General features: G+C 58.4%; 17 protein-coding genes and 1 tRNA gene. 6 read left to right on the top strand and 12 right to left on the bottom strand.

Going from position 1 to position 24937, the window contains the following annotated elements:
* Positions 1-478 precede the first annotated feature (478 nt).
* From LLH00_02355 to LLH00_02340, 4 genes are read left to right on the top strand one after another with little or no spacing between them, the layout of a single operon-like run.
* On the top strand, positions 479-1240 hold the full coding sequence (locus tag LLH00_02355) for a response regulator (protein ID MCE5270107.1): 762 nt from the start codon (positions 479-481) through the stop codon (positions 1238-1240).
* A 43-nt stretch (positions 1241-1283) separates the two neighbouring features.
* On the top strand, positions 1284-1673 hold the full coding sequence (locus LLH00_02350) for an Hpt domain-containing protein (GenBank protein MCE5270106.1): 390 nt from the start codon (positions 1284-1286) through the stop codon (positions 1671-1673).
* Between the two features lie 2 nt (positions 1674-1675).
* The gene (locus tag LLH00_02345) at positions 1676-5032 is read left to right on the top strand and encodes a response regulator (protein MCE5270105.1); all 3357 of its coding nucleotides are present in this window, start codon (positions 1676-1678) and stop codon (positions 5030-5032) included.
* A 12-nt stretch (positions 5033-5044) separates the two neighbouring features.
* Positions 5045-5422, top strand: a complete 378-nt coding sequence (locus LLH00_02340) for a response regulator (protein ID MCE5270104.1) — start codon at positions 5045-5047, stop codon at positions 5420-5422.
* A gap of 217 nt (positions 5423-5639) precedes the next feature.
* Here the strand turns inward: LLH00_02340 and LLH00_02335 are convergent, their stop codons facing one another.
* The 3 genes from LLH00_02335 to LLH00_02325 are packed head-to-tail and all read right to left on the bottom strand — an operon-like array spanning position 5640 to position 9617.
* Positions 5640-8084: a DEAD/DEAH box helicase gene (locus LLH00_02335; protein ID MCE5270103.1), complete on the bottom strand. Its 2445-nt coding sequence runs from the start codon at positions 8082-8084 to the stop codon at positions 5640-5642.
* Positions 8085-8088: 4 nt separating this feature from the next.
* Positions 8089-9003 (bottom strand): nucleotidyl transferase AbiEii/AbiGii toxin family protein, encoded by a 915-nt coding sequence (locus LLH00_02330; GenBank protein MCE5270102.1) that lies wholly within the window; start codon positions 9001-9003, stop codon positions 8089-8091.
* Positions 9000-9617 (bottom strand): type IV toxin-antitoxin system AbiEi family antitoxin domain-containing protein, encoded by a 618-nt coding sequence (locus LLH00_02325; GenBank protein MCE5270101.1) that lies wholly within the window; start codon positions 9615-9617, stop codon positions 9000-9002. The genes LLH00_02330 and LLH00_02325 overlap by 4 nt, the downstream gene beginning before the upstream one ends.
* Before the next feature lie 206 nt (positions 9618-9823).
* Between LLH00_02325 and LLH00_02320 the strand changes: the two genes are divergently transcribed.
* A complete protein-coding gene (locus LLH00_02320) occupies positions 9824-11059 on the top strand; it encodes an ATP-binding protein (protein MCE5270100.1) in 1236 nt (411 codons plus the stop codon).
* 4 nt (positions 11060-11063) lie between these two features.
* Here LLH00_02320 and LLH00_02315 read toward each other — a convergent pair whose 3' ends face one another.
* The 8 genes from LLH00_02315 to LLH00_02280 form a co-directional block, all read right to left on the bottom strand.
* Positions 11064-12257 carry a hypothetical protein gene (locus LLH00_02315; GenBank protein MCE5270099.1) on the bottom strand — a complete coding sequence of 398 codons (1194 nt, stop codon included), beginning with the start codon at positions 12255-12257 and terminating at the stop codon, positions 11064-11066.
* 277 nt (positions 12258-12534) lie between these two features.
* A tRNA-Asp gene (locus tag LLH00_02310) sits at positions 12535-12611 on the bottom strand.
* Between the two features lie 88 nt (positions 12612-12699).
* The gene (locus LLH00_02305; GenBank protein MCE5270098.1) at positions 12700-14136 is read right to left on the bottom strand and encodes a glutamate synthase subunit beta; all 1437 of its coding nucleotides are present in this window, start codon (positions 14134-14136) and stop codon (positions 12700-12702) included.
* Entirely contained in the window at positions 14129-18670 is a 4542-nt protein-coding gene (gene gltB / locus LLH00_02300) for a glutamate synthase large subunit (GenBank protein MCE5270097.1), read from the bottom strand. Before gltB ends, LLH00_02305 begins: the two co-directional genes overlap by 8 nt.
* Positions 18671-19018: 348 nt before the next feature.
* A complete protein-coding gene (locus tag LLH00_02295) occupies positions 19019-20155 on the bottom strand; it encodes a dockerin type I domain-containing protein (GenBank protein ID MCE5270096.1) in 1137 nt (378 codons plus the stop codon).
* 234 nt (positions 20156-20389) lie between these two features.
* Positions 20390-21373 (bottom strand): NDP-sugar synthase, encoded by a 984-nt coding sequence (locus LLH00_02290; GenBank protein ID MCE5270095.1) that lies wholly within the window; start codon positions 21371-21373, stop codon positions 20390-20392.
* Between the two features lie 30 nt (positions 21374-21403).
* The gene (locus LLH00_02285) at positions 21404-22351 is read right to left on the bottom strand and encodes a cyclic nucleotide-binding domain-containing protein (protein ID MCE5270094.1); all 948 of its coding nucleotides are present in this window, start codon (positions 22349-22351) and stop codon (positions 21404-21406) included.
* Positions 22352-22439: 88 nt separating this feature from the next.
* Entirely contained in the window at positions 22440-23081 is a 642-nt protein-coding gene (locus LLH00_02280; protein ID MCE5270093.1) for a hypothetical protein, read from the bottom strand.
* Positions 23082-23172: 91 nt separating this feature from the next.
* Between LLH00_02280 and LLH00_02275 the strand changes: the two genes are divergently transcribed.
* Complete coding sequence (locus LLH00_02275) at positions 23173-24030, top strand: YihY/virulence factor BrkB family protein (GenBank protein MCE5270092.1); 858 nt, start codon at positions 23173-23175, stop codon at positions 24028-24030.
* Positions 24031-24217: 187 nt separating this feature from the next.
* On the opposite strand, the gene LLH00_02270 is transcribed toward LLH00_02275, so the two are convergent.
* A partial coding sequence (locus tag LLH00_02270; protein MCE5270091.1) for a hypothetical protein occupies positions 24218-24937 on the bottom strand: 720 nt, incomplete at its 5' end.

Genomic DNA, 24937 nt, shown 5'->3' with positions numbered 1-24937 from the left:
CCCGGCTGAATAGCATCAATCTGCAGTGGATTAAGGAAATAACCTCCAACAGATCATGTTTCTGAGCTGCGGAGCCCGATACATTAAAACCAAGCAAAAAAACAGACATGATTCTATGTACCATTGAATCAAAGGTCGCGCAAATATAAAATGTCTGACAAATCAATAACCACAAAACCGGTTGACAATAAAAGCGATAGGCTTGGTCAGCCTGCCCTGGCAACCGCTGAGATCAAGCCACTGCATGGAAACGCCCAGAATGAATCTCCAAAATCAACAGTCCCAAAGGGCGATTAAGACCTCTTTACTGCCGCGTGAAACCATCTCGAATCCATGAATCCTCGGGATGGAGTAGATAATGCTTTCCCGATCGTTCACCGTAAGCATACCAAAGTCGTCGCCTGAAGGTGCAGAATTTTCTCCCGCTCCCGAATGGGACATTAAAAAAAGATAAGGTATTCAGTATTGGGAGGAAAAGATGGTTTTCGACGGCCAGACCTTACAATCGTTTGTTGAGGGCTCTCTCGACAAAACGAAAGAAATTGAAAAGAAAATAAACGCTCTCGAGGCCTGGGAATCAACGGAAATAGATAATGTGCTGGCAGATGAATTAATTCAGACCATGCTCTCCATTGAACACGGCGCAAAATCAATGGAGCTTAAAAACATTGAGGCCCTGGCCAGCTTGATAGGGAATATTCTGAGTATGGTCCATTATAAAACCATGTTGCCGCTTCCTCACGTGGTCAACGCTCTGTTGAATTCAACAGAAATTCTGATCGAATTGATCAAGCACGCGGAGTCAAGCAACGAGGCAAACATTGCGGATATATTGAAAAAGTTGGAAGGTATATCGAGCATTGCGAAGATACCGCGTGTGCTCATTGCCGATGATCAGACTTTTTTCCGGCAGATGCTCAGGAAGCTGCTGGTTTCCATGAAATACGAAGTGGTAGGCGAGGCGTCCAACGGCGATGAGGTGGTCGAACTGTTTAAAAGAGAAAAGCCCGACCTTCTGATTCTGGATATACACATGCCGGGGAAAAATGGTGACGTGGTGCTGGAGGAGATAACCGAACTTGCCCCCTTTGCCCGGGTCGTGATGCTGACCTCCATCGGAGACTCGGATATCGTTACCAAATGTCTCAAGCTTGGCGCTGTAAATTACATACTTAAAGGTGCGACAAGAGAACACATGAAGGCTAAAATTGAAAGATCGTTGCGGGCATACCTGGAATAAAACTTAATAGCACCCGTGAAAAAGTATTCAAAAAGAGGGCCGGATGGAATTCGATGAAGAGACCTTACTGATGTTTATCGAGGACGCAGAGGAGAACCTGAGAGGGATTGAAGACGATCTGCTGGCTCTGGAAACTGCTGGCCGGGACAGGGATGACAAGTTGGCGGACAAGGTATTCAGGGCTTTTCACTCGGTTAAAGGCAGCGCAGGATACATGGCTCTGCAAAACATCCGGGAACTGGCCTATGCGATGGAAAAGACCATGAATCTCATCTGCGCCCGAAAGCTTGCGCCCGGGCCGGAAGTTATCGGAGTTCTGTTGGAATCCGCAGCCATTCTAAAAGAAATGACAGAAAATCCCCGTTCGAGTGACCAGTCGGACACCTCCCGACAATTGGAGAAACTTGAGAAGTACTACTCATTCCGGGAATAAAAATGAAAATCACCACCCGTATTGTCCTCTGTTTTTTGATAGCGGCCACTGTTCCCACGCTGATCGTAGGTTATCTCAGCCAGCGCGCAATCAAGGGAGTGGGCTCACTGGCGGTTTCGCAGAGCACGGAGGCGCTTAGAGGCCTGGGCGAGGAGTCGATCCGTCAGAAAGCCCGGGATGTCGCCCGCCAGGCGGAGATATTCATCCTGACCCATCCCCAGGCCAGCATCGAGGACCTTCAGAAGGACCAGGAGTTTTTGAAACTGGCAGGCCAGAAAGTGGGTGAGACAGGTTACACCGCTCTCTGGGAGACCGGTACGGCAATCACCCGTTTTCACCCGAACCCCGCCATTGTCAACCATGACATGCACGACTTCTCCGTTAAGCTGCCGGCGTTCTGGGAAGTATTCAAACAGAGCCTGGATGGCAAGGAGGGAGAGGGCTATTACGACTGGGTGGACGCCGATGGATCGGTGCGCCAGAAGTTCATGATTACCACCCCGATCCACAGTCCGGTCCAGGGCGTCACCCTGATGGTCAGCGCGACGACGTATATGGATGAATTCTACGGTCCTATCCGTTCCAGTCAGAGCATCATCCAGCAGCTCTTTCGAAAAACCACCCGCCAGCAATGGCTCCTCCTCTTTTTAACCGCCTTGTTCGCGGGCGCGATCGCTATCCTTTTCGCACGCAGGCTGACAAATCCCTTGACCGAACTGGCCAATGCCGCCGAAAGAGTGCAAAAAGGGCAGCTCGACCAGCCGGTGACCGTCAAAAGCAACGATGAGCTGGGAGTTCTGGCCACTACGTTTAATGCCATGATGGAAAGCGTCCGTGGTTCCCAGCTCCGGCTTATGGAACACGCAGACAGCCTGGAAAGACGACTGGCGGACATTATCGATTTTGTCCCCGATGCCACTTTCGTCGTAGACCGGGAGGGCCGGGTGATTGCCTGGAATTCAGCGATGGAGAAATTGACCGGGATCAAGTCCGGGGAGATGCTCGGCAAAGGCAATAATGAGTATTCCATGTCAATTTATGGCGAGCGCAGGCCGATTCTCATCAATCTGGCCTTGAATCCCAATGAGGAGCTGGAAAAGAAATATCCAACTCTGTTGCGTCAGGGTTCAGTTCTGATCGGCGAGACTTTCGCTCCGAAATTGCGGGACGGTGTTCACATGATGGTTACGGCCTCCGCGCTACATGATATCCGGGGCAATGTGGTCGGTGCAATCGAGTGCATTCGTGACATAACCGACCGCAAGCGGGCCCAGGAGGTGATGGAGAGGGCCAAAGAAAACGCCGAATCGGCCAACCGGGCTAAAAGCGCCTTTCTGGCGATGATGAGCCATGAAATCCGGACCCCGATGAACGCGATTATCGGTATGTCCGGCTTGCTGCTGGATGGCGACCTCGATCCGCAGCAGCGTGATTTCGCCAATACGATAAGAAAAAGCGGGGAGGCTCTGCTCGTCATACTCAACGACATCCTCGATTTCTCGAAAATCGAGGCCGGAAAACTGGAGCTGGATAATTGTCCTTTTGACCTGCACCAGTGCGTGGAATCCACCGTGGACCTCTTCGCCCACCGTTCTCGAAGCAAGGGTCTGGAAATCGGCGCCCTCATCGATGTCCATGCACCGGCGACAGTGGTCGGCGACCCCACCCGCCTGCAGCAGATCCTGGTGAACCTTATCGGCAACGCCGTTAAGTTCACCGACAAGGGTGAGGTGATGGTCACGGTTATTTCCAGCGAACTGAAAGCGGCGCCGGGGACGAGTGTCCAGTCGGGAGCAGTGTCGCCGTCTGCGGACCGGGAAAGCAAATGGTTCGAGCTCGAGTTCTCGGTCCGGGACACGGGCATAGGAATACCGGCGGACAGGTTGAATCGCCTCTTTCAGGCTTTCAGCCAGGCGGATTCCTCGACGACCCGCAAGTACGGCGGCACCGGCCTGGGCCTGGCGATAAGCATGCGCCTGGTGGAGATGATGGGCGGGCGGATATGGGTGGAAAGCGAGGACGGACAAGGCTCTAACTTCCACTTTACCATCCGTGCCATGTCCGCTGCCTGCACCAGGCCTGTTTACCTCGAGGCCGACCAGCCTGTCTTGTGCGGGAAAAAGGTACTTATCGTGGATGACAATCCCGCAAACCGGGAAATTCTTTTCCTTCAAGCCGCATCCTGGGGTATGTCGCCGGTCGCGGTTTCCTCGGGCAGGGAAGCGCTGGAGCTGATCCAGGGCCGGGACCAATTTGATATCATAGTGCTGGACATGCAGATGCCGGAAATGGACGGAGTGGAGGTGAGTGAGAAAATCAGGGACCTGGCCTGCGGCGGCTCTGTCCCTCTGGTCATGCTCACCTCTTCCTCGGAGGCCATATCTCCCGAGGACAGGAAGCGTTTCCGCGAAGTGCTTCTCAAACCTGTCAAAGCTTCCCGGCTATACGAAACATTCCAGAGAGCCTTCTGCCCCGAGGGTACGATTTTCGTCTCATCCAATACGGAGGAGCGTGCTTCCCAGTACGACCCCCAGATGGGAACACGCCATCCCTTGCGCATCCTCCTGACCGAGGACAATAAAAGTAACCAGAAGCTCGCCCTGGCGATGCTGGACCGCCTCGGTTATAAGGCGGATGTGGCCTCCAACGGTCTGGAGGCTGTGGAAGCCCTCAAACGTCAATTATACGATCTGGTGCTGATGGATGTGCAGATGCCGGAAATGGACGGCCTCGAGGCCACCCGGCAAATCCGTCAGCATTTTCCCCCCGACCGGCAGCCTCGAATTGTCGCCATGACCGCAGACGCTTTGGACAAGGACCGCAAAGAATGCCTTGCCGCGGGCATGGATGATTACGTGAGCAAGCCCGTGCATGTCAAGAGCCTGGTTGCCGCCCTCTGCCGGAGCAAGGCCGTACTAAATGGAGAGATTACGGAGGTCCCGCCCGGCGCCGGGACGGAACCTGATGAAGGCGGGCCCGCAGGTGATTCCCCTGGGAGCGAAGCCGTGACGGAGCCCTCCGGGAACATCGATATCAATGCCTTGGAAAGGCTCAAGGAAAGTCTCGGAAACCAGGCGGAAAAAATTTTCCCCGAGCTGCTACAGGGATTCATGGAGGATGGCGCGAAGCTTTTGTCGGATGCCTGTCAGGCTCAACAGCAAGGCGATGTCAAAGCACTTCGTCTGGCCGCACATACGCTCAAATCCGCCGGCGCTACTTTCGGCGCCATGAATCTCTCGGCCGTTGCCCGGGAAATAGAATCCCTTGCCCGCGATGGCAAACTGGAAGGCGTCGAGAAGTTAATCGAGCGTGCCAGGCAGGAATTCGAAAAGGCGCAGCAGGCACTCGCTCAAATGTAGAGGGAACTGGAGATGAACGATCCCAAATCGATCCTGGTCGTGGACGATCAAAGACTGCCGCGAACGATTTTGAGCACAAATCTGAAAGAGTCCGGTTATACCGTATGGGAAGCGGACAGCGGCAAAAAAGCCTTGGAGTTATTACGGGGACAAGCCATCGATCTGGTGCTCCTTGACCTGTTCATGCCGGATATGGATGGATTTGAGGTGCTGGAGCAGATAAAGAGCGACAGCCTTATACGAAACATCCCAGTAGTGATTGTCTCCGGTAACGAAGACATGGAAAGCATTAGACGGTGTATCAAGATGGGAGCCGCCGACCACGTATTCAAACCGTTCGATCCGGTGCTCTTGCATGCCAGGCTTAGGGCCATTTTTGATATCAGCTAAGTCTGGATGGAACTCGTATAATTCTCAGCTTCTTTTGGATAGGCCTTTCTTCTTGCGGCTATGATGTGAATTATTATTGCACCTCACCAAAACAAAAAGCACCCAATTCGATGGAATTGGGTGCTTTTAACTAATGGCGGAGGACGGCAAACAAGTTTAAGAAATACCTGCTGGAAGCATTGTGATTTCCAAAACTGGTGGTTCAAATACTATCAGATCAAAAATCAATTTCATATCCTATGCTCTTATAGCCCTTCACTCGTTTCTCGAACATTCTGGCAAGCATTGGAATTTCCAGATCAGCATAGTCGTAAATGATTGCTTTCTTCTTGCTTTCATGGAATCGGTGCAACCGACCTGAATACTGAACCAGTATTCCTTTCCAAGATACTGGCAGAGCAAGGAAAAGAGTGTCCAACCTGGCGTCATCGAATCCCTCACCCAAGAATCGGCCGGTTGCCAGAATTAAACGCGGAACATTGTCAGGAAGAGTATTCAGTTTTTCCAATGCAGCCTTGAGCTGTTTCCTTCCCATTCCGCCTTTGAAGGTTATCAGGTGCTTAACTTTATCGTTAAGTTCCTTTCGGAAGTACTCCACATGCTCCCGCCGCTCGGTCAACAGAACCGGGAATCGGCCCTCTTCAAGGTTTGTTAGCACATCGTTGATAATCATTTTATTACGCTGCTCATCGTGCATCAGAAAAGAGTAAATCTCGGCTATGGTAAGTGCCGTTTCATTTGCACATTCAACCGGTAGCCGCGAGTATGTATTTCGTACAATCAGAGAATATCTGAATGGTCGTTCTTTCGCTAGATCCTTTGAGCTGACCTTGAAGCGCACCGATCCGCAGTTCATAAAAATTATCGGATGGTGGCCGTCTTTACGGGTGACTGTGGCCGAAAGTCCAGTGACATACCTCCCCTTGAATTCGCGGGAGATTGCCTCAAAACTCGGAGCTGAAATGTGATGGCATTCGTCAATCACAAGATGTCCGTATTCCGCAACGAGATTATCCACTTCCCCCTTGCGATTCAGGCTTTGAATGATTGCTATATCAACCTTTCCGGTCTGTTTTCTCTTACCACCGCCAATGATACCGATATCTTTTTTGTCTAAGTCGAGATATTCTGTCAACCTCGTTTGCCACTGCTGGAGAAGCTGTCGACGATGTACCAGAATCAAGGTATTGACCGCACGCTTGGCAATAAGATATATTGCTACGACAGTTTTCCCAAAAGCGGTGGCTGCAGCGAGAACACCAGTATCCTGCGCAAGTAGGGCTTGAGCTGCTTTCTGCTGTTCAGGGAGAAGATGCCCGGTGAATTCCACTTCAAGCGGCTCACCAGATACCCGTTCATCACGGATATCCAGCTCGATTGCCAGGTCTTTGAACAATTCGACCAGGTCGGGAAGGCATCCTCGTGGTAAAGCGATATGATGAGGAAAGTTTTCTGCGCAGGATATGATACGAGGAATGTTCCATACAGGCATCCGCGATTTTTGTTTCTGGTAAAATTCAGGATTCTGGAATGCGGCGGTGCGGATCAATGCATTTCGCAAGGATGGAGAAAGCATTGCCTTTTCAAGATAAATCTGGTTAGCCTTTACTATTTCAATCTTTTGGGGCAATGGACCGGTGACTTTCATCTCTTTTGAGCGAGAAGGCAGGTTTACCCAAGGCTTATCATCATCTTCTTCATCAGTCACCGGCATACGCAATCCGGTTACGCGTTCTTTTTCGGTTGCGATTTGAGACAGCTTTTCGACTTGATTGAAACTCATCCTCCCGATGGATGACAGGAACGCCCATTGGTCTTCATAAGGATTGTTGTTTTCGTCGAGGAACACGGTGTTACCGGCATCGCGAGATTTTTTTTGTAAAGGAAGAGCAATTAAGTTGCCCAAACCTCCCTTAGGAAGCGTATCCTGGTTGGGAAAAAATCTGTCGTAAGAATCAAGCCCGATATCCGGGCTTCTCTCCATAGTCTCTGTCAGAAGAAATGCTCCCATTTGGCGAGCATGAACACATGGAACCGGTTCCTCGAAAAAGAACCATGCATGCGCGCCATTGCCGGAACGAGAACGCTCAATTGCAACCGGTATATCAAGCTCCGCACAGGTGTGGCGAAAAGCTAAAACATCTTCCTGCCAAGAGGTTTTGTCAAAATCAACCGCTAAAAACCAACTCGTCTCATCAGGGAGCATCGGATATCCTCCGATAACGAAATCTTTTTGGGGCTTTTCATCCGGCTTGCATCCTCTCAAATGGCATTCAATAACCTGATCGGTCACTGGAAGATACTGGCGGTGTTCGCAATCGGAGCATTTGATCCGAGGTTTGAGGCAAATCCCAGGTTGCCACTCGTTTCCGCATACTGGTTGATACCCACTCTTGCCGGTTTTCATGCTTTCAAAGCGGCGTGGGAAGACATCCTGCCTGCCGCGAAACAGGGACCGGAAAAGGGAGATTTTTTCGTGTGCTGGCGAATGGTTGTTGACATTACAAGAAGGTTGTATTGGAGCAGTTTGAACAACAGTGGGCGGGCTTATATGTCCCGTTGATTCAATCTTGGCGATCTCGTCTAAAATCCATTCTCTCCTGGCCTCAACTTTGGCGAGTTCAGTTCGAAGCTCTCGAATCCTACCATTGTCCAGTCTCATGCTATCAGTCCGTTTTCTTCCATGGACCTGCCGGAGGCCAATGCCAATCAGCAAAACTGTCACCAGTTAACGCACAGAGTGGTATTTCCAAAAATTCCCGCAATCTATGAAATACATCAGCCAGCTCCAATACTGGCCGCCCAGGGATTGCACGCTCTATAAATGCCTTCCATTGGGTCCTTTTTGATGAATCTGCCGCGAACTGTTCCCCCAATCCTGCGGGGAGACTTTCAGGCAGTTTTCGCCCCCGCTTGACAAGAGTCGCTCTGATTGCTTCGATCAATGTCTTGGAGCCGAATTCAAAATTGCAGACAAGCGTCCACAGGTCATAATAGTCTTTCATCCGGCTGTTTCTCAATCCCAGTACAATAATGGCGTCCAGTTTTTCGGCAATGACTGATTCCCTTGAGTAAATACGGATTCGCGGTGCGGGATAATCCAGAAGGATCGGAAAAATCTGCTCTGTCGGTTCCGGAACTATCACGTCTCCAAACCCCACATCTACCTGCATGGCAAGCCTGGTATTACCAATGTTTCCGCGAATCTTTACGCGTTGCCCCTGGTAGATTTCTCCCTCTCGTATTTCTTCCACTTTTATCGAATCAGCTTGAAATACAACCCCATCATCAACTGTACTGACCTGGCAAATCTCTCGAAAAATATCAGACAACATCCGTTGATCAATTTCACCAAAACCAAGCAGGTCTATGTCTCTGGTAGGCCGATAATCCTGGTTCATCCAGAGCATGAAAAGCATTGCGCCTTTCAAGACAAACCGGTCGGCATGCTTGGTCTGTGACAGGCGATAAAGCAGGCGCTCTATACCATAACGTGTCAGAACGAGATTGTAATCCTCACGGTTCTTTCTTGAAAGATTCAGCAGCCTGTCGAGTACTGACTGTGCTACCGACTCACTCAAAGCATCGCCTCCACGTATGGTCTCATTACCCGTTCCACCCGGCACACCCGCCCGAACGACACCAGCTCATCGACTGTCGCTTTCTTCTGGCGCAGGCAGTCACGAAGAGCTTCTATTGCCACATCGAGGCCGATTTTGCTTCGGTATTTGAAACAATCAGCCACGGTCTTGGCAGGACTGAAAACCCGGATGTCCACCCCGTCTATATTATGGATTTCAATTCCTTGAGCGAGTGAGGAAGCAGAGTAACGCACCACACGAATTTGCACCGTGCCGATATTGGGTTTACGCGCTTTGTGTCCAATCGCCAGCCACACCTGGAAGGGAGTTTGCGTAGTGAGGTCATGATATTGAAGCGCCGATAGAAGGCAAACCACCGCTGACGGCGCATATTTGCAAACTTCAGCGAAGCTGCGATATTCATGCTGCACTGCATTTGGCAGAGAATACATCCCCCGGCCAACTTTTTCCAGAAGTCCCCTTTTGTACGCAATACTTAGGTATTGGCGCGACAGACCTATTTCGGCTAAGTCACGAGGCCGAAGAAGTCCATTTTTCCGTGCAAGCCATGTCACCAGTTTTAGAGGAGTTATTTTCATAAGTATATGATACATATCGTCGGCATCTACTGTCAAGTGCCGACATTATGAAGAATGGAACAAGTTTAGGAACAACCTGTTCAAAGCCGCGTCATTGTTGAAATCAGGCCAGCTTTATAGTGTTATTTGGTGGAGGACGGCAAACAAGTTTAAGAAATACCTGCTGGAAGCGGTGTGATTTTCTCTTGCAATTATTCATTTTAAATGCAATATTGCACGTCATGAACAGGCCAATATCCCAAAGCTATATCAGCCGGTCAATTGAACCGATACTGACAAAGGCCGCCGCCGAGTTTCCGGCGGTTGTGCTTACCGGTCCCCGTCAGGCTGGAAAGACCACCACCTTGCGTCGACTGTTCGGTGAGAGCTGCCGGTACGTCTCGCTCGAACCCCCGGATATCCGGGCTGCCGCGACAGCAGATCCACGCGGTTTCCTTGAAATGTTTCCGCCTCCGGTGATCTTTGACGAGGTGCAGTACGCACCGGACCTTCTTCCCTACATCAAGGAAAAGATTGATTCCGACCGGGAATCCACCGGGCGTTTCTTCCTGACCGGATCGCAGAACCTCCTTCTGATGCAGCATGTAACCGAGTCACTTGCCGGACGGGCCGCTATACTCCGCCTTCTTCCGCTTTCGAGAAGCGAAGCTGAAAGCAGGCCCCTGGCGTCCCTGCCCTGGGAGACCGGTCTGGATTCAGCGTCGGCAAGCCAGACCTCTCCAAAGATTCTCTGGGAAAGTTTTCTGCGGGGTGGCTACCCTGAGCTGTCAGCTCATCCCGAGCGGGACATCAGCCTCTGGCATGCATCGTACGTTCAGACTTACCTGGAACGGGATGTGCGCTCCCTGCGCCAGGTAGGCGACCTTTCGCAATTTCAGCATTTTCTTCGGGCATTGGCGGCCCGCAACGCCCAGCTTCTAAGCCTGACCGATCTTGCGCGTGATCTCGGCCTCTCGATCAACACGGTCAAAGCCTGGCTCTCGGTGCTGGAGGCCACTTATCAGGTTATTGTTCTGTGGCCTTATTACGTAAATGTCGGGAAAAGGCTGGTAAAAACACCCAAGGTGTATTTTACGGACCTGGGTACACTCTGCTACCTCTGCGGCCTGAAAGACCCTGAGCATGCCTCTTCCGGGCCGATGGGCGGATCGATCATGGAAACCGCCGTGCTTATGGAGGTCTTCAAGACTCTCATCCATCGCGGCATCGAGCCACAGGTATATTTCTGGAGGACTTCTACCGGAACAGAAGTGGACATCATCGTGGAAAGTTCAGGCAGGCTTGTACCCATCGAAATAAAACTCTCCGCCACCCCCCGTCCCGCAATGGCTGCCTCAATCAGGGCTTTTCAACAGGACCTCGGCGAAAAAGCAGCGCCGGGCTACGTGGTTCACCCCGGAGATATTACTCTCCCGCTTGGTTCCGGTGTCACCGCCCTGCCGTTCGCCTGCCTGTAATGTCTCAAATTCGGCTGTCAGGCGGCATTCCCTTGAGGTATCCGCCCTCGCGCGTTCTGCCGTTCTCAAGTATCTCATCCAGGTCCTGGGGCCAGAGCATGGCCGGCCGACCATCTCTTCCGCGGAAACTGGAGCCCAGCGCGAAGCCAAACCCAAGGATATTGTAGAGTTTGATCGCCTGGCCAAGCGTCTCGGGTTCTTCGATGTTCAGGAGCGCGTAGTAGAGTGCCATCTTCGCGGCGTTCTGACCCGCTGCGGCAGGAGTCATCCCGGCCCATGGCGAGGGACGCAGAGCGTAGACTTTTTCGCCAATTCGTCCCAGGCACCAGAGGAAGATTTCGAATGCGGCCGCTGCGAGCGCTTCGTTGGACCATCTCAGCGTGATTTTCCACTCGCCGGGTAGATGTGCGAGAGCCTTCACTGCGGCCGCGGGTTCAGGAGGCTGCACGACAAGACTGCGGCGGCTTCCGTTCGACTCAAACCTGAAATGTCGAGACAAGCGCCACTGTGCGGGGATGATGAATATCTTGAGCGGTGTCTTCGCCGGCCGCACCGCGTAATGGACGTTCCGGCGCCCTGGCAGATGTGTCACCAAGCCTCGCGCGGCTCTGGCGAGATGCTTGTCGAGCTGGCAGGTCGCTTTGTTCTGTGAACAGCGGTACGATTTAACCTCGGCCACTCCCACAAGCACGGCTCGCTTCCGCGTGGGCGAGGTGACCAGAAAATGTACATCCGCCGCGCTCGCCACGGTTTTGCCGTTGAATGACGGGGCCACGATAGAATTCCCGACCCAGATTCGTGTTGCTTTCGGAATTGCCCGCGCTGTCCTGAGTTCGGCGACAAGCTGCGCCACCGGTCCCAGCGCCAGCATCTCAGCGAGTGAACCCTGGATCGCCGAAACAGCGCGTGACACCGCGAACCGAATGGCCCAATAGTAGTCTTCCGGCCTCGGTGCATCGGGACTTTGTGAGGCGATATCTTCGCAGTCTTCTACGAGTTGCGATAGCCGCTCCGCATGCAGTCCTATTGCCTCAGACACCGCGTATCTGAAGATGTCCAGCGGAGTTGTCCGGCATGGAAACACCGCGCTCGCGGCAATCGTATCGAGCAGTGACTGTCTGACATCCTGGCGCAGTCGCAGGTCCAGTGGCTGCATGGTCAGCGTGCCGGCGAAACGCTGTCCTGACTCCATCCTCATAGCGGGCCACCTTGCTCGACAAGTCCGCCTGAAACATGTAGCACCAGCTCAGACAGAGCGTCTGGAATCCCAGTCCGAAAGCGTGTAATTGTCAGCTTGAGGCCATCCACACAATCATCACTTTCAAAACGCGATGTACTTGGATGATAAAGGATCTGCTGAAAAGAGCAAGCCCTTTATGTTTCATCCTTCGAAGAGGTACGGGGGGAGTGAAAGTCTTTCATTTACATACAAAAAGCCCTTCGACATACTGTCCGAAGGGCTTTCTCGTCAATTATGGCGGGGCCGACGAGACTTGAACTCGCGACCTCCGGCTTGACAGGCCGGCGTTCTAACCAACTGAACTACGACCCCGCGTCTACGTCAAACTCAGACTTGAATAATCTAACATATTCTACAACATTGTCAATACAAATCGCGCCAAGTGCTGTCAGATGCGCGTTCAAGGCAGCGAGGTGGAACCCATCAGCCAGCGGTCGATCCCCTGGGCGGCCTTGCGGCCCTGGTAGATCGCCCGGACCACCAGCGAGGCGCCCATCACCATGTCGCCCGCGCCGAACACACCCGCGCGGCTGGACATTAGGTTCTCATCCGTCGCCACGTTACCGCGCTTGTCCAACTCCAGGCCCAGTTCCTCGATCATGCCGGAGTGCACCGGGTGGACAAAGCCCATCGCCAGAAGGACCAGGTCGGCTTTCAACTCGAACTCGCTGCCCGGCTTGTCCGAGGGACGGAAGGCGCCCGCGGAGCCGCCCCAGGTGACTTCCATCCCCTTGAGAACCTTCACCCGGCCGTCCTCACCCTCCAGGGACTTGGTGGTCACGGACCACATGCGCTGGCAGCCCTCGGCGTGAGAGGTGCTGGAGCGCAGGATGTTGGGCCAGCGCGGCCAGGGCGTGGAGGGGTTGGAGTTCTCGGGCGGACGGGGAAGGATTTCGAGCTGGGTCACGGACAGGGCGCCCTGACGGTTGGAGGTGCCCACGCAGTCAGCACCGGTGTCGCCGCCGCCGATCACGATCACATGTTTGCCCGCGGCCAGAATCTGCGACTCCGCGGCCAGGCTGTCGCCGGCGACACGACGGTTGGACTGTTCCAGGAACTCCATGGCGAAATGCACGCCCGCCAGCTCCCGGCCCGGCACTTCCAGGTCACGCGGGTGCATCGCCCCGCCGGTCAGGCAGACCGCGTCATACTGGCGCGCCAGATAAGTTGCGGCAATGTCCCGTCCGATATGCACGCTGGTGCGGAACTCGATCCCCTCTTCCTGCAGCAGGCCCACACGACGGTCAAGCAGGTGCTTGTCCAGCTTGAAATCCGGGATGCCGTAGCGCAGAAGGCCACCGACCCGGTCTTTCTGCTCGTAGACCACCACCGTGTGGCCGGCGCGGTTGAGCTGCTGGGCGCAGGCCAGCCCGGAGGGGCCGCTGCCTACCACAGCCACGCGCTTGCCGGTGCGGACCTGCGGCGGCTGCGCTTTCACCCAGCCATTCTCGAAGCCCTTCTCGATTATCTGCAGCTCGATCTGCTTGATCGCCACGGCATCGGTGTTGACCGCGGCCACGCAGGCCGTCTCGCAGGGCGCCGGACAGATCTTGCCGGTGAACTCCGGGAAATTGTTGGTGCTGTGCAGCACCTCCAGGGCCTCGCGCCACTGGCCGCGGAAGACCAGATCGTTGAACTCCGGGATGAGGTTGCGCACCGGGCAGCCCGCGCCGTGACAGAACGGGATGCCGCAGTCCATGCAGCGGGCGGCCTGCGTGGCCAGGTCAGTCTCGGAAAGCAGAGGATAGATTTCCTTGTAATCCTTCAGCCTTTCCTCGACCGGCCGGGCTTTCGGGTTCACCCGCGTGTAATCGATAAATCCGGTAGGCTTACCCATTCCAGACCTCCACCCGTTTCGTTTCCGCGTCTTCCTTGATCATGCGGCCCAGGGCACGTCGGTACTCCATCGGCATGACCTTGACGAACTGGTGTATCTTGTCGTGCCAGTTGTCCAGGATGCGCCGCCCGGCCTGGCTGCCGGTGAACTTGACATGCTGTTCGATCATCCGGTTGAGCAGCGCCTTGTCCTCCTCCTCGGTCACGGACTCCAGATCCACCGTGTCCAGGTTGCAGCGCTGGTCAAACAGCCGCCACTCGTCGAACACATAGGCGATGCCGCCGCTCATTCCGGCCGCGAAATTGAGCCCGGTGGTGCCCAGCACCACCACCACCCCGCCGGTCATGTACTCGCAGCCGTGGTCACCCACGCCCTCCACCACGGCGTAGGCGCCGCTGTTGCGGATGGCGAAACGCTCGCCGGCCCGGCCGCAGAAATAGGCCTGGCCGCTGGTGGCGCCGTAGAGCACCACATTGCCCACCACGATATTGTCCTCGGCCCGGAACGTGGTTCCCGCCTGGGGATGGATCACCAGACGTCCGCCGCTCAGGCCCTTGCCCACGTAATCGTTGGCATCCCCGGACAGGTGCAGGGCCACGCCGGGCGCCAGGAACGCACCGAAGCTCTGGCCCGCCGAGCCGTTCAGCTCGACCTTGATGGTCTCGGGCGGCAGGCCGATCGAGCCGTAGCGCTTGGAGACCTCGCCGCTGAGCAGAGTGCCCACCGTGCGGTTAACGTTGCGGATGCCGCGCTGGATAACAACCTTCTCCCGTTTCTCCAGGGCCGGGGCCGCCGCCTCGATCAGCTCGCGGTCCAGGGCGCCCTCCAGGATGTCCGGCTGGCTCAGGCTGCTGTGCAGCGAGCAGCCGGAGGTGACCTCCGGCGGGACGAGCAGGCGCTTGAGGTCGACGCCCGCGGCTTTCCAGTGCTTGATCGCGGTGTCGGTGCGCAGCATGTCCATGCGGCCGACCATGTCCTCGAAGCGCCGGAAGCCCATCGCGGCCATGTACTCGCGCACCTCCCGGGCGATGAAGCGGAAATAATTCTGAATGTATTCCGGCTTGCCGTTGAATTTCTCGCGCAGGCGTGTATCCTGGGTGGCGATGCCCATCGGGCAGGTGTTCAGGTGGCACTTGCGCATCATCACGCAGCCCAGGACAATCAGGCAGCCGGTGGCGAACCCGAACTCCTCGGCCCCGAGCAGGGCGGCCACCACCACATCCCGGCCGCTCTTGAGCTGGCCGTCGGTCTGCACCCGTATCCGGCTGCGCAGGTTGTTCATCACCAGCACCTGCTGGGTCTCGGCCAGGCCGATCTCCCAGGGAATGCCGGCGTGCTTGATCGAGCTGAGCGGCGAGGCCCCGGTGCCGCCGGAATCGCCGGCGATCACCACCACATCCGCCCGCGCCTTGGCCACACCCGCGGCCACCGTGCCCACCCCCACCTCCGAGACCAGCTTGACCGAGACACGGGCGCGCGGGTTGGCGTTCTTCAGGTCGTAGATCAGTTGGGCCAGGTCCTCGATGGAGTAGATGTCGTGGTGCGGCGGCGGCGAGATCAGGGTCACCCCCGGCACGCTGTGGCGCACCCGGGCGATGTTCTCATCCACCTTGAACCCGGGGAGCTGTCCGCCCTCGCCGGGCTTGGAGCCCTGGGAAATCTTTATCTGCATGTCGCGCGCGTTGGCCAGGTAGTAGCTGGTCACGCCGAAACGTCCCGAAGCCACCTGCTTGATCGCGCTGTTGCGGCTGTCTCCGTTGGGCAGGGGCTTGAACCGCTCCTCGTCCTCGCCGCCCTCGCCGCTGTTGCTCATCCCGCCCAGGCGGTTCATGGCAATGGCGATTGTCTCGTGCACCTCGCGGCTGATCGAGCCGAAACTCATCGCCCCGGAGACAAAGCGCCGGGTGATGCTCTCCACCGGCTCCACCTCGTCCAGCGGCGCCGGCTCGCCCTTGGCGAAATCGAACAGGCTGCGCAGGTTCTGCAGCCTGCGGTCGCGGTCGTTGGCCAGCTTGGAGAAAACCTTGTAGGTCTCGTAATCGCCGCTGCGCGTGGCCTGCTGGAGCTGGAAAATCGTCTCCGGGTTCCACATGTGGTGTTCGCCGTCGAGCCGGAAATTGTACTCCCCGGCGCGGGTGTGCATCTGCGTGGCGCTGTTGCGGCTGCTGAAAGCCCCGCGGTGGCGGATCAGGGTCTCCTCGACTATGCCCTCCAGGTGCACCCCGCCGATCCGGGAAACCGTGCCCGGGAAGAACCGCGTGATCACGTCCTCGTGCACGCCCACCGCCTCGAACATCTGCGCGCCGCGGTAGCTGCGCACCGTGGAGATGCCCATTTTCGAGAATATCTTGAGCAGCCCTTTCTCGATGGCCTTGATGTAGTGGTCGATGGCGTCCTGCACCGTGGCGCCGCCCTTGAGACGGCCGCTGATCGCCAGATCGGCCACGGTCTCGAAGGCCAGGTAGGGGATTATCGCGCTGGCGCCGAAAGCCAGGAGCATGGCGAAATGGGTCACCTCGCGCGCCTCGCCGGTCTCGATCACCAGGCCGATCCTGGTGCGCAGCCCAACCCGGATCAGGTGGTGGTGCACCGCCGAGAGGGCCAGAAGGCTTGGCACCGCGGCCTGGTCCGGGCCGATGCCCCGGTCGCTCAGCACGATCAGTGCGTAGCCCTCGTGCACTGCCTGTTCGGCCTCGGCGTAGCACTTGTTCAGCGTGTCCAGCGCCCCCTCGACCCCGCGGGAAGCGTCGAACAGCATCGAGATGGTGCGAGTGCGGAACTTGTCGTCCTGGCTGCCCTTGAGCTTGTCCAGGTCGTCGTTGGTCAGGATCGGGCGGCTGAGCTTGAGCAGACGCGCGTTGAGCGGGGTCTCGTTCAGAAGGTTGGCCTCGCGCCCGATGTAGCTCATCAGCGACATCACCAACTGCTCGCGGATCGGGTCGATGGCCGGGTTGGTCACCTGAGCGAAAAGCTGCTTGAAATAGCTGTACAGCAGCTTGGGCTTGTCGCTCAGCACGGCCAGAGGAGTGTCGTTGCCCATCGAGCCGACCGGCTCGCCGCCGGTCTCGGCCATCGGACGCAGGATCACGTTCATGTCCTCATCCGTGTAGCCGAACGCCATCTGGCGGCTGGTCAGGGTTTCGCGCTCCGGGCGCACCGGCATGGCGCAGTCGAACAGCCCGCGCAGCTCGATCCGGTTCTCCATGACCCAGCGGCGGTAGGGCTGAAGGCGGCTGATCACGGCCTTGATCTCGGGGTCGAACAGGATGCGTTTCTGCTCCGTGTCCACGATCAGCATCTGGCCCGGGCCGATACGGCCCTTGCTGCGGATTTGCTCGGGCGGGAACTCCAGCACGCCCACCTCGCTGGCCATGACTATGCGGTCATCGGTGGTCACGACATAGCGCGCCGGGCGCAGGCCGTTGCGGTCCAGGCAACCGCCGATAATGCGGCCGTCGGTGAAAGCGATAGCCGCCGGCCCGTCCCACGGCTCCATCAGGATGCTATGGTACTCGTAGAAACCGCGCTTGTCCTGGCTCATCTGGTATTTTTCGCCCCACGCCTCCGGGATCAGCATCATCAGCGAGTGCGGCAGCGAGCGGCCGCAGTTGGTGAGCATCTCCACCATGTTGTCCAGGGCGAACGAATCGCTGCCGCCGGGGGTGATGATCGGCCGCAGCTTGCGGATGTCCTCGCCGTAGAGCGGGCTCTCGATAGTGGCCTCGCGGGCGCGCATCCAGTTGATGTTGCCGCGCAGGGTGTTGATCTCGCCGTTGTGGGCCAGGAAACGGAACGGCTGGGCCAGCTCCCAGCTGGGAAACGTGTTGGTGCTGTAGCGCTGATGCACCAGGGCCAGCGAGCTGGTCAATGCCGGATCGTTGAGTTCCTCGTAGAACAGGGGCACCTGGTGGGCCAGCATCAGGCCCTTGTAGACCACAGTGCGGGAGGAGAAGCTGGGCAGGTGGAAACGGAGCGCCCGGCCCGCGGCCCAGTCGCGCACGCGGTTTTCGGCGATCTTGCGCGCCAGGTACAAACGGCGCTCGAAAGCCTCGCGCGCTCCGATGGGGTCGCTCACGAAAGCCTGCCGCACGAACGGCTGGCTGGCCCGGGCGCCGCGGCCCAGGGATTGCGCGTTCACCGGTACGTCGCGCCAGCCGATGAATTTAGTCCCGGCCTCCTCCACCGCCTGCTCGAGGGCTTTCTCACAAAAAGCGCGATCCTCGGCCTCCATGGGCAGGAACACCATGCCCACGGCGTATTTGCCGCTCTCCGGCAGCTCGAGTCCGGCCTCGGAGGCCACCCGCCGGAAAAAGGAGTCGCACACCTGGATCATGATCCCGGCGCCGTCGCCTGTCTCCGGGTCATCCGCCACCGCGCCGCGATGGGTCAGGTTGACCAGGATCTGGATCCCGCTGCGGATTATCTCGTGGCTCGGCCGGCCGTTGATATCGGCGATGAAGCCGACGCCGCAGCTGTCGTGCTCGAACTCCGGTTCGTATAGATTGCGTTGCTGGTTGGGTTCACTGCGGTCCATTGTGTGTAGCCTTGGTCTGAAGTTCCACCCCCGAAGGGGTCATATATGAATAAACCGATCCCCATACCGGCGAACCGGCTTCCGACCAAACTCCCAGTGGCGTTGAACGCCCTTTTAGAGAGTTGCAAAAATAAACGCCAACTGCACATCTGACAAGATATTTCTGGGTCAAACCGGTCGCTCCCGGGCTCACGATACGGCAGATCCCATCCACCGAAACATGATTGTAACAATTCTTCCCGACCGACCCTCCACAGCCCACCTCCCCCCTACCTCCGTCCCTCCCCAAATAAAAACCCGCCGCTCCCACAGCGGGGAACGGCGGGTTGGGATTCACATTGTAACTTGTCAGTTGCCGGACAGCTTTTTCAGCAGGGCGAGCAGGTCGAAGATATCGATCTTGCCGTTGCCGTCCACATCGCTCAGACCGTTGCCGACCTGGGCGCCGCTCAGGACCTTGAGCAGGCCGAGCAGGTCGAACACGTCCAGCTTGCCGTTGCCGTCCACATCCCCGGGCGCGCCGCCGATCGTGACAATGCCGCCCAACGAGGAGTAGGTGAGCAGCACGGACTCGCCGCCCTCAATCGCCCCGGCCTCGATCCCGGACAGTGTCACCGGCACCTCGCCGTCCTCCGCACCGCTGTTTATCGTGAAGGTGAACTTGTAGATTTCCTTGCTTTTTCCGACCTTGAGCGGGTTGGCGCCGGTCTGGCCGAAGAAATAGTCCAGCAGCCAAACTTCGATCTTGCCGGCGGCGTTGGCCGCGGCGATATCGGTGTAGATGTCCAGGCTGTCCACGCCGGGGGCGGCGGCGCCGCGGGCGACGGATTTGAGGGTGAGCTTGTTCTTGTCGAACACCAGGCCGAAATTCAGGCCCACGGCCTCACGGTTGACATCCGCCATCACCTTGACCGTAACGTCGGAGCCGGCCGGCCCGCGCCCGTCGGTCACGCTGAGCTGTATGTCCACGCCCGAGCCGACTGTCACCTCACCGTCGGTCGTGGTGGCGCTGATCGATGCGCCAGCGGCGTCCGACAGCGACACACCACTCAGGGTCACCGGCACGCTGCCCGTAACCCCGCTCTTGATCGTGAACGTGACCAGCACGACCTCGCGGTCAGTGCCGGAGGCGATCGGATGGGTCTGGGTCGAATCGATCAACTGGATGTAGAGCTTGCTGCTATCGGCGCTCACGGTCTGGTCGCCTACGGTGGGCACTGTCGGGTCGGTCATGAACATGCTGGCTGCAGCGGAGCCTTTGGCTGCCTGCTTGAAAGTCAACTTGGACTTATCGAAACTCATCTGGAACTCGGCGCCCGAGATATTCTTGTCAGAGGTCACAGTGACCTTGACCGTAACATCCGAACCTGCCGCACCTGTGGCTGATACGACTTTCAAACTGGTCTGGGCAAGCGCCTGGCCGGCGCAGATCAATGTCGCGGCCAGAAGTGTTAAAACCTGTGAGGCGCCCCTGTTACCGAACATGCGTCACTCCTGATTTCAGGGTAGTTATGAGTTTATCCAGCGGATAGTTATCTTTCATTTTCAGGTTTCTAATTGTAAAGAAAATACAAGAGGAATACAAGTTTTTTTTGCATGCCGCGACGAGCTTAATCTGTTTGATTTTGACGAGAGTGTGGCCATATTAAATAATACCTTGCGATACGCAGCAATACGTTTCAAAACCGGTGCAGACAGCGGATTGACCGGCTCCGCGTCTCAACTGACCACCCAGGAGCGCATTTCCAGACCATCCGGCCCCGGAGCGACGAGCATATTTTCAATTATCGTCCCGGCCTCCAGCGCCACGCCCGGAGCCATCACGCAGCCGCTGACCCGGCAGCCCCGGCCGAGGCTCGCTCCAGCCATCAGCACCGAACGCTCCACCCGGCAGTCCTGCTCCAGGCGCACGTTCCGCCCCAGGTCGGCCAGGGGCCCCACGCTGCTTCCCGTCTCCAGGCGGCAGCCCGCCGCACAGAGCGAATGCTCCGGAGCGGCGGCCTCACGCCGCAAGAACTCGAACTGGGCTTCAAGATAAAGCCGGGGCGTGCCCAGGTCGCGCCATTCGAAGGCGGTGTGGAACCCGTAAAGCGGCTCGCCGTCGGCGATCATCGGCAGGTAAAGGTTCCGGATTATTTCCGAGAACACCGGCCGCAACCGCGTCAGCAGCTCCGGCTCGATAATATGAATACCGCAGAAATGCAGGGCCTGTCCCCCGGTTGGCGCTCCCTCGGGCCGCCCGGCGATCCGCACCACGCGTCCCCGGCTGTCCGTCTCAACCGCCCCGTAGCGGCCCTCCCGTGGCATGTCGATCAGCACCAGGGTCGCGGCCGCCCCGCGCTCGCGGTGAAAGCGCAACGCCTCTTCCAGACAGAACCCACTGTAGCTGCAATCGCCGTTGACCAGCAGGAAAGTGCCGCCCGCCAGCCAGGCCGAGGCCTGCGCCAGAGCGCCGCCGGTGCCCAGGATTTCTTTCTCCGGCGAATACAGCGGCCGCTCGCCCCACGCGTCGAGGCTCTCCTCCACGCTTTCTGCGCCGTGGTGCAGGTTCACCATGCAGGAATCGACCCCCTGCGCGCGCAGCCCGCGCAGCACCCGCACCAGCGCTGGCACACCGGCCAGCGGCAGGCAGACTTTCGAAATCCGGTTTGTCAGCGGCAGCATGCGCGTGCCGAATCCGGCGGCCAGGACCAGGGCTTTCATCGGTGTATCCGTCTCAGGGGGGCCAGTCCTTCAATTAGATTGTGGAGGCTGCTGCGCCTGCGTCTGGCGCTCCCGCAAAGCAACGGCCTCGCGCCGCGCCTGCTCCAGCTCCGCCCTGGCCGTGGACAGCTCCGCGTTCAGACGCTCCCGCTCGGCTGAGAGGCTGTCGCGCTCCAGCAGTACCTTGCAGTAGAGCTCGTTGGTCCGGGTGATTTTCACGGTCAGGGCATCCAGCACCATAAATAGCTCCAGCGGGCTTTTGCGGGTCATGTTGATGATGTCCCGCTTGCCGAACACCAGCATCTCGCCGTCCGTGAGGGCGCGCACCGTGGCGCTGCGGCGGGTGTCGTCCAGCAGCGCGCTCTCGCCCACGATATCGCCCTCGCCCAGCTCGCCCAGCACCACCTTGCGGCCACCGGCCATCCGGCTCACCTCCAGGCGGCCTTTCTTCACGATGAACCCGCTGTAGCCGGTGTCGCCCTCCTTGAGCAGGACCTGCCCGGCGGTGAACTTTTTCTGCAGGAACATCACCTCCACCGAGTGCTCGCGGGCCAGCTCCAGCTCATCCAGGGTGAGCACGTACTCGAACGGGGGAAGGCTGTCGTGCGATTTTTTATGCGTTCCCTGCTCCAGCTTTTCGGAGGTCTCGCGCAGACGGCGGGTCAGTTTCTGCATCAGGTTACGCACCCCGGGCGACAGCTCGCCCAGGTAGCCCTCGAACTCCTCGCGGCTCATCACCGTGACCCGCGTCTCCTCCAGCGCCCGGACCGTGGCTGTGCGCTTGGGGGCCTCCGGGTCGAGCACGCTCATCTCGCCGAAAAACTCGTTCGGCCCGAGCACGGTGAGCTGCACCTCGCCGCCCTCCACCTGCTTGAGCACCTCGACCATGCCCTTGCGGATCACAAACACGGTGCGGCCGCTGTAGCCCTCCTTGATTATCACCTCGCCCTTGCGGTAGGTTTTTTCGAGCGGACTCATGGCTGCGGCTCCCCTCAGGCTGGACTGTGGCGGAAACTGTCTGAGCGAATATTACTCCACTTGGCGGCCTTGCGCAAGCGAGACGCACTCAGCCGGGGACGCGGCGCAACAGCTCGAGCACCGCTTGCTGGGCGGCCAGGGCGGCGGGACGGGCCTGGCGGCGGAAAGTGTCCGGGAGCGAGGAATCGGCCCGGTCGCTCACCGCCTTGATAACCGTGAGCGGCATGCTCCGCTCCGCGCAGACACGGGCCACCTCCCAGGCCTCCATGTCCACGCAGTCGGCCTTGAAACGCGCGGCCAGGAAGCCTTTCACCTGACTGTTGAACACCGGCAGGCCGTTGGACACGAAAGCGCCCTCCAGGGGCCGCAGCTCCAGAGAGTCGAACGCCCCGGGCGGGGCCGGCTCCAGGGCCAGTGGCTCGCGGGAGGGGTCCCAGGCGGCGGCCACGCTGCGCGCCAGCACCGGGCGGCATAGGTCGAGCCCCGGGGAGAGCGCGCCGCACAGCCCGAAATGATAGACACGGGCGTACGCCTCATTCTGCAGCAGACTCTCCATCGCATTGCGGGCCGGGGCCGGGCCGATCCCCAGGCAGGCCAGCCGGACCCGGTGCCCCTCTATCAGGCCGCTCCAGGCTTTCAGGCCCTTGACCTCCGTCCTCTCGGGACGGGCCAGGCGCTCCAGCAGCCAGGCCAGCTCCAGCTTAACCGCGCTCACGCACAGGAGTTTCATTTTCTGGTTTGACTTCCTTTCCGGGCCTGTCTAAATTGGTGTCGGACCGGATGCGGCATTTCGCCACCCACCCTCAGCCTGGCCCGATCAGATGCGAACTCTATGGTACTACACAAAGAACCTCTATTTCAAGATGGTCAAGGACAACGCCCTGTTCCTGGCCTCGGGGGTGGCGTTCAACCTGCTGGTCTCGGCCATCCCGCTGATGCTGATCATCTTCTCCATCGGCGGGTTCGTTTTTCACACCAGCTCCGAACTCTGGGACAAGACCGTCCTGTACATCCAGGGCCTGATCCCGGTCTCCAGCGAAAGAATCATCAACAACACCCAGGCCCTGATCCGCGACCGGGCCTGGCTCGGGATCCTGGGCGTGGTGGGTGTGGCGTTCACCGCCACCCGCCTGTTCGCCACGCTGCGGACCGTGCTGGACGTGGTGTTCGAGGCCGACCGCACGCGCGGGGTGCTCCACGGCAAGGCCTTCGATTTCGCCATGCTCTTCCTTCTGGGCCTGGTGCTGATCCTGAGCAACCTGCTGCTGACTTTCATCCCCGGCCTGGCCCGGATGAACCAGGTGTTCAGCGGCAACCTTCCCACAGTGGAGGCGTTCCTGGGCAGCGGTCCGGTGACTGTGTTCGGGACATTCTGCCTCACTCTCGTACTGCTGTTTTTCACCTACCGTCTGTTCCCCTCGCGCAAGGTCAGCACCGGCACGAGCTGGACCGCCAGCCTGATCGCCTCATCGGTGATCGAGCTGACCAAGCACGCCTACCGCTACTACATCGGACTGTACCCGGGGATCAACCGGGTCTACGGCACCCTGGGGGCGATCCTGGCGCTGATTTTCTGGTTCTACCTCACGGCGCTGGTCTACGTGATGGCGGCCGAGGTGGCCTTGATCCGCCACCGCCGCCGCGAAGCCATGTCGCTCGCCCCAACGGACCAGGTGTAGCAGTTACCGTTCACCGTCAAAACATAGTGCCTTTCCGGGACATTTTTCCCCAACTGCCGGAATCCGCCGCCTTTCACAGGGGCGAGACATATCCCGTCCGTTATCTTTTCTCCCTTTGTCGTGTGTTGTAGGGGCGGACCCATGTGTCCGCCCGGTAGTTTCTTTTCGGGCACGGCAGGCCGCGCCCCTACGGAAGCGCCTCGGCCCGTGTATTCCGCAACTCAGTCCGGGCGGCCGCCTGGGGTTGCGGTGCCTTACCCCCCGGATACAACCGGGGAACCTGCTCCGGGTCGAAAAGCTCCAGGCGCTCGGCAGTCACCGTGACCACGCCGTACTCCTCGCTCGCCCTCCCGCTGACCAGGAACGGCCCCGGCCCCAGGGCCAGAGCACCGCAGCTTCGATAGCAACGCGGGAATATCACCACCTCGAACGCCGCGGTCGGGTCATCCAGCGACAGGAACATCATCGCCCCGCTGCCGGTGCGGATGCGTTTCCAGGCGATGGGCCGTCCCAGCAGGCGCACGTTCCGCCCGGCGTGGGCGCGCAGCTCCGTGGCCCGCACCAGGCCAGGCACTGGCGGCGGGAACCGTCCCCCCAGGGACAGCGGGTGCTCGCTGACCGTGAAACCGAAAATTTCCCGCTCCAGGCGCAGACGCTCACCGCGCGGGTACTCGGGCAGGCGCGGAGCGACCCGCCGGTCGCTCCCGCACGGCTCAACCCCCAGGGCCAGGGCCCCGCAGCCGCTGTCCGCGGCGGCCTTGAGCTTGCCGCGCTCGAACAGCAGCTCCAGGCGCCAGAGCAGCTCCGGCCGGGTCAGCTCGAAACTGTCGAACGCCCCGCAGCGGACCAGGGTCTGCGCCTCGGCGTAGCCCGGACCGACCCGCCGGCAGTAGTCGGCCAGGGAGGT

The sequence above is a fragment of the bacterium genome (genome assembly GCA_021372515.1).
Taxonomy (GTDB): Bacteria; Gemmatimonadota; Glassbacteria; order GWA2-58-10; family GWA2-58-10; genus JAJFUG01.
The sequence above is the reverse complement of the archived record's forward strand: the minus strand, read 5'-3'. Positions and strand labels throughout refer to the sequence as shown.